General features: G+C 62.3%; 12 protein-coding genes and 1 pseudogene. 3 read left to right on the forward strand and 10 right to left on the reverse strand.

Translation table 11 applies throughout. The features are described from left to right. Nucleotides 1-501: 501 nt before the first annotated feature. Nucleotides 502-1,389, reverse strand: a pseudogene (locus I6L36_RS22315) (alpha/beta hydrolase); the annotation flags it as partial. Nucleotides 1,390-1,799: 410 nt separating this feature from the next. On the opposite strand from I6L36_RS22315, the gene icd reads away from it, so the two are divergent. Continuing rightward, complete coding sequence (icd, locus tag I6L36_RS19620) at nt 1,800-3,053, forward strand: NADP-dependent isocitrate dehydrogenase (RefSeq protein WP_010673630.1); 1,254 nt, start codon at nt 1,800-1,802, stop codon at nt 3,051-3,053. A gap of 66 nt (nt 3,054-3,119) precedes the next feature. On the opposite strand, the gene I6L36_RS19625 is transcribed toward icd, so the two are convergent. Together I6L36_RS19625 and dsdA are read right to left on the reverse strand one after the other, a co-directional pair. After that, nucleotides 3,120-3,296 (reverse strand): hypothetical protein, encoded by a 177-nt coding sequence (locus I6L36_RS19625; protein ID WP_010673631.1) that lies wholly within the window; start codon nt 3,294-3,296, stop codon nt 3,120-3,122. A gap of 339 nt (nt 3,297-3,635) precedes the next feature. Further along, nucleotides 3,636-4,967 carry a D-serine ammonia-lyase gene (gene dsdA / locus I6L36_RS19630; protein ID WP_201921419.1) on the reverse strand — a complete coding sequence of 444 codons (1,332 nt, stop codon included), beginning with the start codon at nt 4,965-4,967 and terminating at the stop codon, nt 3,636-3,638. Between the two features lie 215 nt (nt 4,968-5,182). Between dsdA and dsdC the strand changes: the two genes are divergently transcribed. Together dsdC and I6L36_RS19640 are read left to right on the forward strand one after the other, a co-directional pair. Further along, nucleotides 5,183-6,127, forward strand: coding sequence for a DNA-binding transcriptional regulator DsdC (dsdC, locus tag I6L36_RS19635; RefSeq protein ID WP_201921421.1), 945 nt, complete (start codon nt 5,183-5,185; stop codon nt 6,125-6,127). 349 nt (nt 6,128-6,476) lie between these two features. Then, nucleotides 6,477-6,884, forward strand: a complete 408-nt coding sequence (locus I6L36_RS19640) for an H-NS family nucleoid-associated regulatory protein (RefSeq protein ID WP_216986812.1) — start codon at nt 6,477-6,479, stop codon at nt 6,882-6,884. 470 nt (nt 6,885-7,354) lie between these two features. On the opposite strand, the gene I6L36_RS19645 is transcribed toward I6L36_RS19640, so the two are convergent. From I6L36_RS19645 to recN, 7 genes are all read right to left on the reverse strand, one after another. Beyond that, the gene (locus I6L36_RS19645; protein ID WP_143237828.1) at nt 7,355-8,461 is read right to left on the reverse strand and encodes a 3-deoxy-7-phosphoheptulonate synthase; all 1,107 of its coding nucleotides are present in this window, start codon (nt 8,459-8,461) and stop codon (nt 7,355-7,357) included. A 251-nt stretch (nt 8,462-8,712) separates the two neighbouring features. Next, complete coding sequence (locus I6L36_RS19650; protein WP_042879337.1) at nt 8,713-9,519, reverse strand: siderophore-interacting protein; 807 nt, start codon at nt 9,517-9,519, stop codon at nt 8,713-8,715. Nucleotides 9,520-9,651: 132 nt separating this feature from the next. Next, a complete protein-coding gene (locus I6L36_RS19655; protein ID WP_113069945.1) occupies nt 9,652-11,025 on the reverse strand; it encodes an efflux transporter outer membrane subunit in 1,374 nt (457 codons plus the stop codon). After that, nucleotides 11,022-13,046, reverse strand: coding sequence for a MacB family efflux pump subunit (locus I6L36_RS19660; RefSeq protein WP_041213255.1), 2,025 nt, complete (start codon nt 13,044-13,046; stop codon nt 11,022-11,024). Before I6L36_RS19660 ends, I6L36_RS19655 begins: the two co-directional genes overlap by 4 nt. Next, nucleotides 13,043-14,206 (reverse strand): efflux RND transporter periplasmic adaptor subunit, encoded by a 1,164-nt coding sequence (locus I6L36_RS19665; protein ID WP_216986813.1) that lies wholly within the window; start codon nt 14,204-14,206, stop codon nt 13,043-13,045. The genes I6L36_RS19660 and I6L36_RS19665 overlap by 4 nt, the downstream gene beginning before the upstream one ends. A 194-nt stretch (nt 14,207-14,400) precedes the next feature. Continuing rightward, entirely contained in the window at nt 14,401-14,841 is a 441-nt protein-coding gene (locus tag I6L36_RS19670) for a universal stress protein (protein WP_049636816.1), read from the reverse strand. Nucleotides 14,842-15,308: 467 nt separating this feature from the next. Beyond that, nucleotides 15,309-16,973, reverse strand: a complete 1,665-nt coding sequence (recN, locus tag I6L36_RS19675) for a DNA repair protein RecN (RefSeq protein ID WP_041213253.1) — start codon at nt 16,971-16,973, stop codon at nt 15,309-15,311. Nucleotides 16,974-17,263: the final 290 nt, after the last annotated feature.

Below are 17,263 nucleotides of genomic sequence, written 5' to 3' on the forward strand. Positions count from 1 at the left end.
CGGGTGAGCAGGTTGGCCAAACAGTGCCGTCAGCCAGTGTGTAACCCGAGATGTAAGGAGACATCCTGATGGAAAAACTTGACCAAAAAATCGACACCATGCGCCAGGAATTCGAGTCCCAGGGGCAAAAACAGGCCCAGGACAGATGGCAGGCCAGGGTCGATGAACTGCAACGGGAGCGCAGCGAAGCGCCCCAGCCGGAAGCGGCAGAACACTAGCCCCTGGCGGCCTTGTGGCCACCAAGTGAGCGCATAATGAAAAACCACCGCCCTGTTCGGGGCGGTGGTTTTTTTGCGCAGTGGCTAGAGGCGATAGAGGGGCCGCATCGAACAGCTCCGCGCTCTCGCCGGTGCCGCCGTTGAAGACGGTGTGGAAGAAGCGCAGCACCTTCTTGTTGGCGAGGGCATCCCCTTCGAAGTAGGCGTGAGAGTCCCCCACATGGGGCTGATTGGTCACGTCCACGTAGGTGGCCGTTCTGGCATCCAGCCGCCGGGTGTAGTGGCCGAGCCTCGCCTTTTGCTGCTCCCCCATCTTCATGCGCGATGCCATCAGGGCACCATCGCGCTCATTGATGGTGATGTAGAGGCGGTTGCGACACTGGATGCGATCGACCCACTGGGCGTGAAGCTCGTTGTTGGTGTCGGCGGCGGCCATGATGATGTTGTCGAACAGCAGCTGGTTGGCGTGGTAGGTGGTGCTGCCCAGCAGGTGCTTGAACAGGTAGTTGCCCATGCTGTGCAGCAGCAGGTTGATGGTGAAGGGGCATCGCTTGTTTACCTCCTTGGCAAAGTAGCGATCCCAGGCCTCGCCGTTGTCTGCGAACTTCTTCTGGGCCTTCTCTTCCAGCTGCGTCACATACTGGCCGTTGAACTCGTCGAGCAGCCCCTTCATCTTCTCCAGCACCCGGTCAAGGGCCCCGGCCGAGGCCAGGGCATCGCGCTTGTCGCTCTTGTAGCTCAGCACGCCCCGGGCGCCGCCGCCATTGGCGGGCCAGCTGAAGCAGAGCACCTCGACGCCGTACCGGGCCTCGAGCCCCGCGGCTCGCTCCAGCACATCGTCAAGATCGTTGTTGAAGCCGTGTACGAACAGCAGCAGGTGTTTGCCGGTCTTGAGCTTCTGTTTGGCCGTGCTGCCGGTCCCGGCGCAGCGCTCCAGCAGCTTGCGCGCCACATAGGCGCTGGCCGGGTGGGGGAGGTCGGGGTCAAGGCCGACGCTGGCGGCCATCTCGGCGGTGATCTGATCCGGCAGCAGGTCCAGCTGCCACTGCTTGCCCTGACGCCGGGCCTCGGCGAGGCGCAGTTCGTTGGGGCCCTCTGCGGGTTTTTCGCCAAAGATCTCGCTGGGGGTCTTGCCCTGCTCGTTGACCATCCGGTTGGTGACGATAAACATGGTGTTCTCCTTGTTGTCGTGCTCTCTTCATGACCGGCCACGCCCCGGGCGCCCCGATCACTGGCAAAGAGCCTAGTCCGGATCCGGCAGCCTGTCCCCCGGCGCGCCTTGCCTCGCCAAAGGGGTTACGACGATGTAAAGGCGAACGGGATTTGGGGGAGTGGCGCCTTCGGGGCGGCGAGGGCAGGGAGACGCTGTCATCACTAGATGAAGAGGCCCGGATGGACGGGGCCTGCGCCTCGTCAGGACCTGAGGGCGGCGAGGGAGGAGGGGATCCTCAGGCGCACTGTGATCCACTCCCCGACTATGGTCTGACATGCATGCCCGCTATTTGATTATGCAAATGGATGGGCTTAAGATGGCCGCGCGCAACGATCAGATTGATAACAAACGGAAGTTAGGAGATGCCGATGGAAAGCAAAGTAGTTATCCCGACCCAGGGCCAGAAAATCACAGTCGATGCCAGCGGCAAGCTGCAGGTTCCCCACAATCCCATCATTCCGTTTATCGAAGGGGATGGTATCGGTGTGGACGTGACCCCGGCCATGTTGAATGTGGTGAATGCTGCGGTCGAGAAAGCCTACAAAGGCGAGCGCAAGATCGCCTGGATGGAGATCTATACCGGCGAGAAGTCGACTCATGTCTATGGCGAAGGTGCCTGGCTGCCGGCCGAAACCCTGGATTTCATTCGTGAATACTGCGTGGCCATCAAGGGCCCGCTGACCACCCCGGTCGGCGGCGGTATTCGCTCCCTCAACGTGGCCCTGCGCCAGGAGCTGGATCTCTACGTCTGCCTGCGCCCGGTCCGTTACTACGAAGGGACCCCGAGCCCGGTCAAGCACCCCGAGCTGACCGACATGGTGATCTTCCGCGAGAACGCCGAAGACATCTACGCCGGCATCGAGTGGAAGGCGGACAGCGATGAAGCCAAGAAGGTGATCGCTTTCCTGCAAAACGAGATGGGCGTGAAGAAAATTCGCTTCCCCGAGTCCTGCGGCATCGGCATCAAGCCCATGTCCAAGGCCGGTACCGAGCGTCTGGTCCGTGCCGCCATCGAGTACGCCATCGACAACGATCGCGACTCCGTGACCCTGGTGCACAAGGGCAACATCATGAAGTTCACCGAGGGTGCCTTCAAGGATTGGGGCTATGCCCTGGCCCAGAAAGAGTACGATGCCCAGCTCATCGACGGCGGCCCCTGGTGCTCCTTCAAGAACCCGAAAACCGGCAAGACCATCGTGGTCAAGGACGTCATCGCCGATGCCTTCCTGCAACAGATCCTGCTGCGCCCGGCCGAGTATGACGTCATCGCCTGTATGAACCTCAACGGCGACTACATCTCCGACGCGCTGGCGGCCCAGGTCGGCGGCATCGGCATCGCCCCGGGCGCCAACATCGGCGACGGTGTGGCCCTGTTCGAGGCTACCCACGGCACCGCGCCCAAGTACGCCGGTCAGGACAAGGTCAACCCGGGTTCCCTCATCCTCTCCGCCGAGATGATGCTGCGCCACCTGGGTTGGACCGAGGCGGCCGACCTCATCGTCAAGGGGATGGAAGCGGCGATTGCCAACAAGACCGTCACCTATGACTTCGAGCGACTGATGGAAGGTGCCACCCTGCGTTCCTGCTCCCAGTTCGCCCAGGACATGATCGACCAGATGTGATCCGGGTCGTTGAAATGCAAAACCGGCGCCATGAGCGCCGGTTTTTTTATGGAGGAGAGCAGGTCGTCAGGTGGTTTTTTCCACGTGCTGCTCGTAGATCTGCTGCCATTTGCTGGTCTCGGCCTCATCTCCACGGGCCTGCCAGAATTCGCAGATGGAGCTGGCGAGCTCGGATGCCATGGCGTGGTCTCCGTCACGGCGGCTCATCAGATATTGTCCCAACCAGCTTTGATATTGTTTCATCGCCCGATCTCCTTATCTAAGGTGCCCAGAGGGGAGTGCTCCTGGCGTCAAGGTCGCGCAGGAGCGATTCGAACTGGGCACATGTTGTGCTGCGCCCGGCAGGTGTTGGTCGCCGGATCCGGTGGTTATCTCACCGGAAAAAGGGGACAACGGGGCGCAGATGTCAAAAAAAGGTCTCTATCGTATCACAAAATAACCAGTCAGTGGGGCTGGATGACAAATCAGGCTGTCCAGCAGTCTGGCCGTCTGTGTCATGGTGGCGAGGGCTGACGTGCCATCTTGCTGATCTCGCAGCAGAAAAACCCGCCAGGTCGGCGGGTCACGGGGGCGAAAAAAAGATCAGATCCGGGCGCAGGCCAGGTATTTTTCCATCTCCTCGGCGGGCACCATGCCGCCGCCGGTGGCCCACACCAGGTGGGTGGCACCGGCCATCTTGGCTGCATCCAGTCCCTGCCCACTCTGCCACTCAAGGTTGGCGGCCACTCGCCAGGGGCCTGCCATGCCCGCCAGTGCCGAGGGCTCGAGCCGGATCTCTTCATCCCGGGCCAGGAGCCCCAGCAGGTCGTACATCTCCTGATCCCTCAGGGTGTAGAAGCCCGCAAGCAGCCGCTCCATGGCGCGGCCGACAAAACCGGAGGCGCGTCCCACCGCGAGGCCGTCGGCGGCGGTGAGGTTGTCGATGCCAAGGTCTTGCACCGCAATGGCATCGTGCAACCCGGTGTGGACCCCGAGCAGCATGCAGGGGGAGTGGGTGGGCTCGGCGAAGAAGCAGTGCACGTTGTCCCCGAACGCCAGCTTGAGACCAAAGGCCACCCCGCCCGGGCCACCGCCGACGCCGCAAGGCAGGTAGACGAAGAGCGGATGGTCGGCGTCCACCCTGATGCCCATCTCGTCGAACTGCTTTTTCACCCGCTCGCCCGCCACCGCATAGCCGAGGAACAGGGTGCGAGAGTGCTCGTCATCGATAAAGAAGCAGGCGGGATCGCGTTCGGCCTCCTTGCGTCCCTGCTCCACCGCCACCCCGTAATCGTCGGCATATTCCACGACGATGGCGCCATGTTCGCGCAATTTTTGCTTCTTCCACTCCCGCGCATCGGCGGACATGTGGACGGTGACGCGAAAGCCGAGGCGGGCACTCATGATGCCGATGGAGAGGCCGAGGTTGCCGGTCGACCCCACCGCGATGCTGTACTGGCTGAAGAAGTGGCGGAAGTCGTCCGAGAACAGCGTGCGATAGTCATCCGTCTCGCGCAGCAGCCCAGCCTGGATGGCCAGGTGTTCGGCATGGGCCAGCACCTCGTGGATGCCGCCGCGCGCCTTGATGGAGCCGGAGATGGGCAGATGGCTGTCTTGTTTGAGCAGCAACCTGCCGGTGAGTTTGACGCCGTAGCGCCCATTGAGGGTCCCCTGCAGGGTCGGGATGGCGGCGATCCCGGACTCGATGATGCCGTGGCTGGCGCGGGTCTCGGGGAAGGCCTCGCACAGGTAGGGGGCGAAGCGGGCGAGCCGGGCGGAGGCGGCGGCTACATCTTGCCGGGTGAGCCCCACATGGGGCAATCCTTCCGCGAGGGAGGTGGCCCCCGGATTGAACCAGGTCACAGGGGTGAGGGCGATCAGCGGTTCGAGCAGGGGGAAGCGGGCGATGAGCCCGGCAATGTCGGTGTGTGTCATGAAAGCCTCTCGGGGTGGTGACGGAATTATCCCATTGAATGGCAGCAGCGTTTCCGTGACAAATGATAAAACGCGTCGCTTGGATGAGCCCAGTTGATGCAAATGGCCATCTACCCTGCTGTGTCTTCGCATACGGGTGAGTTGAGTCTTCCTGGTGAATGCAAACCTCGCCCTTCTGGTATCATCCGCCAGATAAAAGAGAGGGAGGCCCAACCATGCAACGCGATGAGCACCCGGGGGTGAGGAGCAAGCTGCTCAGCAGCCATCAGCTCGCCAGGCTCCACACCTTCGAGGCGGCGGCCCGCCACGGCTCCTTTGCGCTCGCCGCCGACGAGCTCTCCTTGAGCCCAAGCGCGGTGAGCCACCGCATCTCGGCCCTGGAAGAGGCGCTCGGGTTTTTGCTGTTTCAGCGCTTTCACCGCAAGGTGGCCTTGACCACGGAGGGGCAGCGCATTTTCTGGGCCCTCACCTCCTCCCTGGAGTTCATCAATCAGGAGGTGCTGGAGATCAGGGAGCAGGCGCTGTCGGGATCCCTGACACTGCACTCGCGCCCCTCCATCGCCCAGTGCTGGCTGGTGCCAAGGCTCGCCGATTTTTCCCGTCTGCATCCTCACATCGAGCTCAACCTGCTGACGGGCAACGAGCATATAAACCTGCACGGCTACGGCATCGATCTGACCCTCAACTTCGATGCCAGAACCCCGACGGGCGTGGCCATCCACCCCCTGATGGATGAATACATGGTGCCGGTGTGCAGCTCTCAATACGCCAGCGACCACGGTCTGATGGGGGAGGTGAGGAATCTGCAGCAGTGCCGCCTGCTCCATGACAGGCAGGCCTGGGGCCAGGACACCGACAGCGACGAGTGGCGCACCTGGGGGAGTCACTGGCATCTCTCCCTGGAGGCTTGCGCGTCGCACATGGGATTTGATCGGGCGGATCTGGCGATCCTTGCCGCCACCCACCACGCCGGTGTCGCCATGGGGCGCAGGCAACTGGCAAGCCAGGCGCTGGCGAGCGGAGCGCTGGTGATGCCCTTCCCGGATATGGCGGTGCGCTGCGAGCCGCGTTATTACCTGGCGACCCTCCCTCATCGCCAGTGTCCCAAGATCCAGGCATTCATCCGCTGGATACAGGATCAGGCGCAAGGGGCATCCTGAAACGGGGCCTGGTTTATTGTCTGCGAAGGTCATGGCCATGAGCGCACTATTTGTACAATAAGGGCCGGCACTGCTGCTAAATGACCTGGCGCAGAGCGACGCGGGTAAGAGATAACACCGTGTGCAACGGATGAGGTGAGCCTGAGATTAACCGGGGAAAATAGAAAATAAAGTCTGTGAGAGTATTCCCAATAAGTATCAGGCAGGGAATTAACCACGGTGAATAATGTCCATATGGTGTCAGAGCGCTGCCGGATGGTATAAAAACATTATGTTGTTATCCAATGGGCATGCTATTCTCAAATCGTGTTATCCCTGTGACATACAAAAATAATTCTGTGAGGAAGTAATGAACGAGTTTCTGAAGGTTCTGCTGAACATTCGCAGCTTGCGCGCTGCCATTCGTGAACTGCCGTTTGAGCAACTGCAAGAAGCGAAAGAAAAGTTTGACCTGGTATATAACGAGCGTGCCGAGTCCGTTGAACAGGAACGCGCCGAACAGGAAGATCGTCAGCGCAAACTGAATGAATTCACCGAAATGCTGCAACAGGCTGGTATCGATCCCCGTGAGCTGATCGGCAGCGTGGCGGCTCCGGCTGCGGCGGGCACCACCAAGAGCAAGCGTGCTCCCCGTCCTGCGAAGTACAAGTACCAGGAAGACGGTCAGGAGAAGACCTGGACCGGTCAGGGTCGTATGCCCAAGGCCATCGCCGAGCAAGTTGCGCTGGGCAAGGATCTGAACGATTTCCTGATCTGATCGCCGGATCCGATTCTCGATAATGCCGCCTGCAGGGCGGCATTATTATTTTCAGAGTTCAGATGATGTCGCAGTAAAACCCAATTGCACAGGTTACTCCGGTTAATTGGAGAGCCTCGTCTGGAATAGCCATAACCATCATGTGTCCAATAAAGGTGGCGCATCATCTTCCACGCCACCTCGCCACTTATACGCATTGAGGACTCATACAGCCCGTTTTTCTTCGTTCCTTGTGAGAAACGAACATGGATACCTGCTGTGACAGAATGAAATAGCGGCGGTGGATACTCATCTGTACGCCTGAGCGGCCCGTCACTTTTTCTTGCTGATGCATGACGCCCACCGCCTATTAATTTATCCCCCCTATTTATGGTCTGTTTGACACCGCTCTTCTGCGATATATCCGCACGATGCCGGACAACGTGCGGATGAGGCAGACACGGATTGGTGGCAAACAAATAAACCGAATGCTAGATGACGGGTTGTCCGAGTTCAGACTGAACGGTGTGTGCGTATTTTCTCCGGGTGCGGCGACGGGCCTGGACCGCCTCTGCCAGTATGGCAAGCAGGTGTTCACTCTCTTCCCAGCAGAGGCAGGCATCGGTCACTGACAGACCGTATTGCAGCTCACCCAGAGGAGCCGGTTTCTGGTTTCCCCCCAGCAAGAAGCTCTCGACCATGACGGCGGCGATGGCTTGGCTCCCTTCGCTCAGCTGGCGACAGAGCTCTTTGGCGACCTTCAGCTGGTTCGTGTGCAGCTTCTGGCTGTTGCCATGGCTGCAATCCACCATCAGGCGAGGGGGGAGTCCCTGACGGGTGAGGCGGTCTGCTGCCTCCGCCACATCGCTCTGGTGGTAGTTGGGCAGGGTGCCGCCACGCAGAATGATATGGCCGTCGGGATTGCCTTCGCTCTTGATCACCACCATGCCGCCCTGGCTGCCGGGGGCGGTGAAGAGATGGGAGGCGGTACTGGCCTGGATGGCATCGATGGCGACCCGGATATTGCCGTCCGTACCGTTCTTGAATCCCACGGGGCAGGGCAGTGCGGAGGCCAATTGCCGGTGGACCTGAGACTCCGTGGTGCGTGCCCCGATGGCGCCCCAGCTGACGAGATCGGCGAGATAGAGAAAGCTGGTGGTGTCGAGGAATTCGGTGGCGGTGGCGAGCCCCAGCCCATTGATGTCGAGCAGCACCTGGCGTGCCAGATGCAATCCCCGATTGATGTCGTTGCTGTCGTCCAGGTACGGATCGAAGACCAGCCCCTTCCAGCCCACCGTGGTGCGCGGCTTTTCAAAATAGGCGCGCATGACTATCTGAAGGCTGTCTTCATAGGCGGTGGCGAATCGTGCCAGCCGTCCGGCATAGTCCAGGGCCGCGACGGGATCATGGATGGAGCAGGGGCCAATCACGACCAGCAGGCGATCGTCTTCACCTGCCAGGATCCGGCGTGCCTGATGGCGCTGGTTGTCGATGTGCCGGGCCATGTCGGCCGGACAGGGGTGCTGCGCCAGCAGCTCGGCAGGGGTGGGGAGCGCCTCTATGGCGAAGGCGCGCATGACCGAATTCAAAACTGCCATCTGGAGTTACCTTGCTGTGCATGTGTGCGATGGGGAGCCCGTATGCGCCATCCCGTTGGGAGCAGACAGGTTCACGGCTCATCGTAGTTGTTGAGAATGATTGTCATTATCTTGGTGTTTGTCTCAAATGCAAGCGCAATGAAACAGCCAGGCGAAGATGGGGGGAGAGGGAACGATGGCGGGGGAACCGCAGCAAAAGCAGGCCGCTCCCCGAGGGAAGAAGCCCGCCAGTCACAAGATAAAGAGGGAGCTCAGCTGTCCATCACGGCGTGCCTGTCCTGGTGATAGGCGTCTTCATCCTTGCCGCTGCGCCAGTAGGGGACTGCGTAGACCCGCTGGCGCTCGGCATCCAGGGTGCGTCTGACGTGGCGGCGCAGCGGCACGACCAGGCTCTCTTCCCCGCCAAACCAGAAATAGCTCCCCTCAGCGACCATAGGCTGGGCGGTGAAATGCGCCACCAGGGTCGCGGCTTGCTCCGGATTGCCCACGAACCAGCGCAGGTCGACGCCGGCCGGCAGCGACAGATCCTGCACGTCGTCCTGATGGGGGACCAGCAGGGCGATATGGCCGAGGGCATGGGCTGGCATCACTTCCACCATGGCGCTGATGGCGGGCAGGGCGGTGAGATCCCCCGCCATGTAATAGTGCTCGGCCATTTGCAGCATGGGGTCGGGGCCGCCTGGGCCCGAGATGGCGAGCCTGTCACCCGGTTTGGCGTGCAGGGCGAAACGACTGGCGGGGCCGGCCTCGCCGTGCAGGGCGAAGTCGATGTCGAGCTCCAGCGCCTCCCGACGAAACGCACGTATGGTGAAGGTGCGAATGACGGGTTTCTGGGCGGGATCGAGCCAGCGAGGCCCCTTGTCGGTGGGGGTGGGCAACACTATCTCGCGCTGACCCGGTCGGGGCAGCATGATCTTGACATGAGCACCGCCACAGCTGAAGGGGTAGTCCACAAGCTCGGGGCTGGTCAGGCAGATTCGGCGCAGGTGCGGGCTCACATCCTGAACATGCTTGACGGTGAGCAGGCGGGGGCGATTGGCCGGGGCGGGTTGAGACATGGGCATACTCCTGGCTGATGATGGCGCCCATTCTTGATGAAATGAAAATTATTATCAATTGGTTTGTGGACAGAATGGGTCGCGATTGACCTCCTCTGGATGTCCATCGCGATACCACACTCTCTGCCTGGGTCAGGTTCGATCGCTTCCCCCCAGCGCCCGATAGATGCCTGCCATGTTGTTGAGCTGGGTCTGCTGCTGTGCCAGCAGGGCGAGCTCGGCATCCCACAGGCGGTTCTGCTCATCCAGCCAGGGTTGTACCCCGGTGGCACCGGCCAGGAAACGGGCGCCTGCCAGCCTCTCGGCCTCCCGGGCATAGGCCCTCTGCTGCTCCAGATAGCGCAGCCGCTGATCCCCTTGCTGACGGGCTGCCAGGCCATCCTCCACTTCCAGCAGCGCGGTATAGAGCTGCTTGCGAAACTCGGTTTCGGCAATCTGGTAGTCGATGTCGGCGCTGGCGATGGAGAGCCGGGTCTTGTTGTACTCGAGGAAAGGGAGCGCCAGCGTGGCGCCCAGGGTGCCGACCGGATTTTGCAGCACTTGGGTCAGGGTATCCGAGGTGGTGCTGGCACCGCCGGTCAGGCTCAGGGTGGGATAAAAGCCGGTGCGGATCTCGTCTCCCCTCGCAAGGGTCTTGCGCAGCCTGAGTTCGGCGGCGCGCACATCGGGCCGCCGGGCCAGCACATCGGCGGGAATGCCGGCCGCCAGGGACGGGATCGGGCCCATGATCAGGGCGTCGGGAGCGTCAGCGAGCGGCCCGCTGCTGCGGCCCAGCAGCAGGCGAAGAGCATTGCCCGCCTGTGCCCGCTGCTGGGTGAGGGTGGCGAGCTCCGCCTGCTTGCCTGCCTTCTGCTGGCTGGCCTGTACCAGATCGAGTCGGGTCACGGCGCCCGCCTCGTATTTGGCGCGGGTCAGGCGTTCAATGCGCTCCAGATTCGCCAGTTGCTGGGTGCTAAGGGTAATGGCCGAGCCGAGGTAGGCCAGTTGCCAGTATTGCTCCAGGGTCTTGCCGATGAGCAGCAACCGGGTGGCGGCCAGGTCCTGTTCGCTGGCTTGTGCCTCCCAGCTCGCCTGATCCCTTGCCGCGGCCAGTCTGCCCCAGAGATCCACCTCGTAGCTGAGGTTGAGGGAGGGGCCCAGGTTGCTGCTGGCGCTGCCATCTTTCATGTTCTTGGTGCCGCTGGCCCCGAGATTGGCGCTGACCGAGGGGGTGAGGTTGGTGTCAGCCAGATCGGCGCCGAGCAGGGCGTTCTTGAGCTTGAGCCCGGCCACCCGCATGTCCGGGTTGGCGGCCAGCACCGCCTCGACCAGGCGATCGAGCGCAGGATCCTGGAATCCCTGCCACCAGGGGCCTGCCTGCTGCACGGTGAGACCCCGGCTCTCCTGCTGCCATGCTGGCGCCACGTCGAGATCGGGTCTGTGATAGGTGCTCTGCTGGCTGCAGGCACCGAGGCTGGCGGTGAGCATCAGGCTTAGCCCGAGCCTTGATAGGTTGTGCATCGTCATTCCCTCGCCAGTGCCTCCACCGGATCGAGCCTGGCCGCATTGCGGGCGGGCAGGTAACCAAACAGGATCCCGATGAGGGAGGAGCACCCGAAGGCCATCAGGATGGAGAAGAGCGAGAAGCGCATCTGGAAGCTTTCCACGAGCAGGGAGAAGAGAGCGCCGATGAGCAGGGCGAGGCCGATACCGAGCAGCCCCCCCAGCAGGCTGACCATCACCGCCTCGATGAGGAACTGTTGCAGTATGTCGGACTGGCGGGCGCCGACGGCGATGCGGATCCCTATCTCCCGGGTGCGCTCCACCACCGAGACCAGCATGATGTTCATCACTCCGACGCCGCCGACGATGAGGGAGATCACCGCGATGGCGGAGACCAGCAGTGTCAGGGTGGCGGTGGTCTTCTCCACCGATTTGACGATGCTGTCGCTGCTGAAGGTGAAGAAGTCCTTCACGCCGTGGCGCTGGGTCAGCAGGGCGACTGCCGCCTGCTCGGCCAGGGCGGGCTGGACGCCGTCCTTGACCCGGATGGTGATCTGGGTGAAGTGCTGCTGGGAGAGGAGACGGCTCATTACGGCGCTGTAGGGGAGCCAGACATTGACCGACTGGCTGCTGCGTCCAAAGCCGGTCTCCTGGGTGACCACCCCCACGATGCGCACCGGCAGGGTGCCGACCAGCACCACCTGGCCGACCGGATCCACCTTGCCAAGCAGGCTCTCTATGGTCTTGCCATCCACCACGGCGACTGCCGTCCGGTTTCGAATGTCCCGCTCATCGAGCAGGCGCCCCTGGGTGAGCGTCATCCCCTTGACCCGGAAAAAGTCGTTGCCGACCCCGATCACGCTGCCGCTGCTGGTCTTGTTGCGATAGCGAAGCTGGCCCGACGTCGCTATCTGGGGGCTGGCCCCCTCCAGATAGGGCTGGCCGAGCAGCGCGTCGAGATCCCGCTCGTTCAGGGTCTGGATGCTGGCGGCCTTCTCGTCTCCCCAGTCCTTGCCGGGGAAGATGTCGATGGTGTTGGTGCCCATGGCGTTGATGTCGTCGATCACCTTGGCGCGCGCCCCCTGACCGAGCGCCACCACGCTGACCACGGCGGCGATGCCGATGATGATGCCGAGCATGGTGAGGAAGGTGCGCATGCGATGGGCCAGCATGGCGTGCAGGGCCATGCGCCCCGCCTCCCGGTAGCGATCCCAGCCCCGGCTTGCGGTGCGGACGGCGGCGCCTGTGCTCTGTGCATCTTGCCCGACAGAGGGAGGGGCCAGCTGGCTGCCGTCACCTGGCTGCGGGTGGGCCGGCGTCCCGGATAGGGAGGGTGAGGCTGCGTTGTCATCGGTCGCCCGATGGCCGCTGTCCTCCACTACCCGCCCGTCACGCAGGGTGATGATGCGATCCGCATGGCTTGCCACCGCCATGTCGTGGGTCACCAGAATGATGGTGTGGCCCTGGGCGTGCAGCTCCTTGAGGATGGTCATCACCTCCTTGCCGCTCTGGCTGTCGAGAGCGCCGGTGGGTTCGTCCGCCAGGATCACCTCGCCGCCGTTGGCGAGCGCCCGGGCAATACTGACCCGCTGCTGCTGACCGCCGGAGAGCTGGCCGGGTCTGTGGTGGCTGCGATCCTGCAGTCCCAGGCGGGTCAGCAAGGTGCGGGCACGGGCCTGGCGATCAAGGCGGGCAGTGCCGGCATAGATGGCGGGGATCTCCACGTTGGCGGCCGCATCCAGATGGGGCAGCAGGTGATAGCGCTGGAAGATGAAGCCGAAGTGGTGGCAGCGCAGCCGTGCCAGGGAGAGGGCATCCAGGGTCGCGGTGTCTTGGCCGCGAAACAGATACTGGCCGCCGCTCGGGCGATCGAGGCAGCCCAGCAGGTTCATCAGGGTTGATTTGCCGGAGCCGGAGGCGCCGACGATGGCCACCATCTCCCCGGCATCGATGGCGAGATCCAGCGGGTGCAGCACGGTCACTTCGTGCTCTCCGCTCTGGTAGCGCCGCTCGATGCCCTTGAGACGGATCAGGGGCTCGCTCACGGCTCCATCTCCCCTTCATCGTGCAGGGCCGGCTTGCCTTGCTCCAGGATCACCTTCTCATGCTCGGTCAGGCCGCTCACCACCTCAATCTTGATGTCATCCTTCATGCCGGTCTTGATGCGGCGGGTCTCTCTCTGATCCCCCTCCTTGAGCAGGCTGACCTCGTACTCGTTGTCGCCAGTCTTCTTGCCGAGGGCGGTCTGGGGAATGGCCAGTACCTGCTTGCGCTCGCCGAGCACGATGGTGACCTGGGTCGTCATGGCGACCCTCAACTGATGGCCGGGGTTGGGCACATCGAACAGGGCATAGTAGTAGATGGCCGCATTGCTGGTGGCCGTGGTGCTGGCCGTCTGCTCATTGATGTTGGTGGGTGCCAGCTCGACCGTGCGAAGGGTACCGTGGTAGCGAGTATCCGGATCCCCTATCAGGGTGAAATAGACCGGCATGCCCGCCTTGACACGGGTGACGTCCGCTTCGGAGATCTGGGCCTTGACCGTCATGGTGTCGAGATTGGCGAGCTTGAGCAGGGTCGGTACCGTCTGGCTGGCGGCCAGGGTCTGCCCCTGCCGGGTGACGATGGAGACGACGGTACCATCCATGGGGGCCTGAATGCGGTTGTAGCCGAGCTCTGTCTTGGCGCGCTCCACCTTGATGATGGCGTTGTCGATGTCGGCCTGGGCGCTTTGCAGCTCGGCCCGGGTGACGGCAAGCTGGGCTTCGGCGCTCTCCAGATCCGCACGAGAGCTCGCTTCCTGCCGAAACATCTGCTGCTGGCGGCGCCAGGCAAGCTCGTTCTGTTTGAGCTGTGCCTGCTTGATCTTGAGCTGGGCGCGGCGGCTGGCCAGCTCCGCCTCGGCGGTCTTGAGGTTGTTCTGGGCGATCAGGGGATCGATCTCCGCCAGCAGCTCTCCTTGTTTGACCTGTTGACCCGCTTCCACCGCGAGATAGGTGACCTGACCCGAGACCTGAGCCCCCACATCCACCTGCTCGATGGCCTGCAGTACGCCACTGGCGAGCACCGTCTGCTCCACATCCTGTCGGGTAACCGTTGCGGTCAGTACCGGGTCCGGTGTGTTGCCTGGCCAGGCCAGCCAGGTGACGAGAGGGATCAGCACAAGGGCGAGCAGGGCGAGCTTGCCGGGTTTTCGAAGAGCTTTCATTTATCACCTGAACGAAACGAGCGAAGGCGTGCAAGGGCCATATCGTGCAGCAAATGGCCCTCAAAAAGAAGCGAGCAATGTGTAAGAAATCGTGTGGTTCTGGCGGTGACGCAGTGGAGGAGGTCAAGCTGGGGGAGGATGACGGCGGGGCGTCAGAAACAAGAAGACCCGCTCAGGGAGCGGGTCTTGTGGTGTCAACCGACGGCTTTGAGCAAGGCGGCGTGAGGCTCGTGGCAGATCTGGATATCGAGGGGCAGTTTGTAGAGGAGCAGACGGGCCAGCGAGCCCTCCATCCAGTGATGACGGCTGCCGACCAGCAAGAGGTCGGCGGGGTGAGCGGTCAGCCAGCGCTGGAGATCCGGCACCACGTCATCCACCACCAGGCACTGGTAATCCACCGGATGAGACAGCTGGGTGATGAGTTCACTGATGATCGCCTTGGCATCCAGGGTGCCCTGGGCGCTGCGCTCCTCTTGTGACAGGGACAGACTATTGCGACGGGTCTTGCTGCTGTGGGTCAGGTGCAACAAGGTCAGGTTGGCGCCCAGCCCTTGTGCCAGACGGCTCGCCTTGGCCAGTGTCTCCTGCTCGTAATCCTTGCCTTCCAGCAACAGCACAATATTGGTCGGGCTCATAAGCAGTTCTCCTTGGCAGGTGCGGGTCAGACGGCGGAAGCGCGCTCCCATCCCCCTTTCCCGCGAAATGTCAGCTCAAACGAACCCGGTGTGTTTGCATCAAGCGTCACCTTTTGTCGATGGCAACTGAAGGTACCGAGTCCGTTTACATCATCATAACAGACTGAGTTGAATGGAAAATGAAGGGATGTGTCCGTTCGAAATGTGAATGAGTGCAACGAAGATGAGTGGCGTCCTGACCATGGCGATGAAAACCCGACTGGGTGATGACCAGGCTGGCAGGTTCAGACTGAGCATCAAGACACGTGCCGCGGATTAGCCCGGGCTCCCCCTCTTTCTTGTGGCTCACGGCATGGGCCAACCAGGCCGGCGCCGTCGGCAAGAGGTTTCAACTGGCCAGCGCGATGATGGCACGGTCAATCTGAAAGGGCCGACATGGACGGGAGGGCATCCCTCCCGCCCCGTGGTCAGCTTGCGAGCAACTCACGGGCGTTGGCCAGGGTGTTGTCGGTGATCTGATCGCCCCCCAGCAGGCGGGCCAGTTCGTTGAGCCGGGCACCCGGGGTGAGCGCCTGCATCTGGGTTTCCGTTGTCTTGCCGTCGGTGTGTTTGCTCACCACCATGTGCTGGTGACCCTTGCCTGCCACCTGGGGCAGGTGGGTGACCACCATCACCTGGGTGGATTCGCCGAGCTGGCGCAACAGGCGGCCCACCACGGCGGCGGTCGGGCCGCTGATCCCCACATCCACTTCGTCGAAGATAAGGGTCGGGGTGGAGATCTTGCGTGCACTGATCACCACGATGGCGAGGCTGATACGCGACAGCTCGCCGCCGGAAGCCACCTTGCCAAGGGGTTGGATGGGCTGACCCGGGTTGGTGGTGACCATGAACTCCACCCGATCGATGCCAAGGGGCGAGAGGCTGCTCTGGGCATCGGGTCGCACCTCGATGGCGAAGCGGCCATCTGGCATCGCCAGTTCGTGCATGCTGGCGCTTACCTTTGCGCCCAGCTCCTCGGCATAGCGCTGGCGGCTCTGGCTCAGGGCCTCGGCGGCCTGCACGAAGGCCTGGCGGGCCGAGGCCAGCTCGTCCTCCATCCCCTCGAGGCGTTCCTCGTCGGAGTTGAGGCGGGCCAGATCGGCGGCCAGCTCCTGATGGTAGTGGGCCAGCTCCGCCGGTTTGACATGGTGCTTGCGTGCCAGGTTGATGGCCTTGGAGAGGCGGCTCTCCAGCTCGTTGAAGCGCTCTGGATCCAGTTCCAGCCGGTCGAGATAGCTGCGCAGCTCGCTGTGGCTCTCCTGTACGCCGATCAGGGCTTCGTTGAGCATGCCGAGCACGTTGCCAAGCCGGCTGTCCATGCCGACCAGGGTCTCGGCCCTGTCCACCGCCGTCTGCAGCAGACCGGCGATGGTGGTCTCTTCATTGTCATAAAGCAGATCGAGGCAATACCCGCACTCCTGCATCAGCTCGGTGCCATTGGCGAGCCGCTGATGCTCCTCTTCAATCTCTTCAAACTCTCCCGGCTGAAGGGCAAATTCGTCCAGCTCCTGCACCTGGTATTCGATGAGTTGACGGCGGGCTTCCCGCTGCTGCTGCTCGGCCTTGAGCCGGTTGAGCTCGTTTTGCAACTGGCGCCACTGCTGGTAGTGGCGGCGCACATCGTCGAGGAGCAGATGATGACCGGCGTAGCCGTCCAGCAGGGCGAGCTGGTAATCGGGTTTGAGCAGCATCTGGTGAGCGTGCTGACCGTGGACGTTGACCAGCAGTTGACCCAGGTTCCTGAGCTGGGCGAGGGGGACGGGAACCCCGTTGATATAGCTTCGAGAGCGCCCCTCGGCGGACAGTACCCGCCGGACGATGCACTCACCGTCATTTTCGAGCTCGTTGGTGGCGAGCCAGGCCCGGGCGGCAGGATTACCCTCCAGCAGGAAGCGGGCACTCACCTCGGTCTTGTCGCTGCCCGGGCGCACCATGCTGGCTTCGGCGCGCTCCCCCAGGCACAGCCCCAGAGCATCGATGGCGATGGATTTGCCCGCGCCGGTCTCCCCGGTGATGCAGGTCATCCCTGGTTGCAGATCGAGCTCGAGAAACTTGACGATGGCGAAGTTGTTGACGGTCAGCTGGGTCAGCATGGTCTCATCCTGTATGGGCCAACATTACTGTGTATGCATCCAGTATATACTGGTCTTATATACAGTAAAGTGGGCAGGGAGGATTTTTGCGAAACAGGGGAGGGCAAGGATGTCAAGGCCGCGGCATGAGTGTGACGCCGATCAGATGGCCTGCAAAATCAACCTGCGTACCTGGCATGGGCTGAGGCGATGCGAGAAGCCACCTCGAGGGGCTCTCTTGTGGTGAGTGGCTGGCTGAGACACACTCGAAACAGTCCTGGTTGAGCCTGGGCTGTGTACAGACCTCTTCG

It is taken from the genome of Aeromonas sp. FDAARGOS 1406 (genome assembly GCF_019048565.1).
GTDB lineage: Bacteria > Pseudomonadota > Gammaproteobacteria > Enterobacterales > Aeromonadaceae > Aeromonas > Aeromonas caviae.